Origin of the sequence: Ectopseudomonas composti, assembly GCF_900115475.1 — a bacterium.
In the GTDB taxonomy this organism is placed as follows: Bacteria; Pseudomonadota; Gammaproteobacteria; order Pseudomonadales; family Pseudomonadaceae; genus Aquipseudomonas; species Aquipseudomonas composti.
On the sequence record NZ_FOWP01000028.1, the window covers coordinates 1 to 1,140 of the forward strand.

Sequence of the window (1,140 nt, forward strand, 5' to 3'; positions counted from 1 at the left end):
ACAGCGGATGGTGGCTGCTGCAGCTCTTCACGGGCTGGACTATTCCCTGCTATATCGGCGAATGGTTCGAGCGCCTGCCCAAGGCTGGCTTCCCCCAAAGCGTGCGTGAATGGTCCAAACCCCTACCGACCGACCAATGGGCCAGGCCCAGTGCCGAACTGCTAAGCCAAAGTGCCGCGATCAACGCGGCGTTCGCCACTGGCTTGAGCTTCCCCGAATATTTCAAGAGCCCTTTGGCTGCTTTCCAGAGCCCGGCAGATGCCGCACCGGTAAAAACCAAAGGCAAGGGCAAGAGAGCCCGCAGCCGTGCTGCTGCCGAAACCAGGGCCAAGAGTGAACAGCTCAACTCGAACAAGCGCGAGACGAATAGCAACGACGAACCCTCTACCGACCCGCTGATATCGCTGTCGGATTCGAGTTTTCCAAATGACTAACAGGCCGTTGAAAAACGTAGGCCAGGCAATGCAGGTAGTTTTTCAACAGCCTGCTAAGACTTCGGGCGCCTAATATGGCTGAGGACAAGTACGCGCGTCTGCCCAGAGCAGGCGACAGCGAACAGCAACTGGGTTTTGAAACCCTGTATCTGGCGCCTAAACCATTACCGACAGGTCAGGCACCTTTTAGCGCCCAACAGATGCACCGTGAGGTCAATGAGTGCTATCTGGATTTTGCAATGGGCGGTGGCAATAGGGAGTTCGCTGCAAGAGTAACCTTGGGTACACTGAATTTAATAACTCTAGTGCTAGTTTTCACAGCGCTACTTGTTGCGTGGGGAGGGATGCAGTACTGGGGAAAACCTTTCTTGGAGACTCTTCTTGCAACGCTATTCAACTGGCTATTTATAGGTATCGTCTCGTTCTTTGCTCTGATGTTCGCCTACATAATTGCCTACGCTGCCTATAAAGAAACCCGTACCCCGCCCATCCGCTTTAACCGTCAACGCCGCGAAGTCTGCTATGTACCCACCGAGGGCAAACCGGTGTTTATCCCTTGGGAAGAGGTGATCGCCTGCGTGGCCGTCGAGCAGGTCGTTACCCAGTATTCGGCCACTCAACAGTTCAGTTTGCGCCTGGGTTTTCATGACACGACCAACGAGCAGATGCATTGGGTCACTCACGCTCATGCCAGCCTGATGCTCGC

Annotated in this window: 2 pseudogenes; both read left to right on the forward strand. The window is 54.7% G+C overall.

Annotation, left to right across the window (positions count from 1 at the left end):
* A pseudogene (locus BM059_RS25460) lies at nucleotides 1-434 on the forward strand (hypothetical protein); the annotation flags it as partial.
* 74 nt (nucleotides 435-508) lie between these two features.
* Nucleotides 509-1,140: pseudogene (locus BM059_RS25025) on the forward strand (DUF6708 domain-containing protein); the annotation flags it as partial.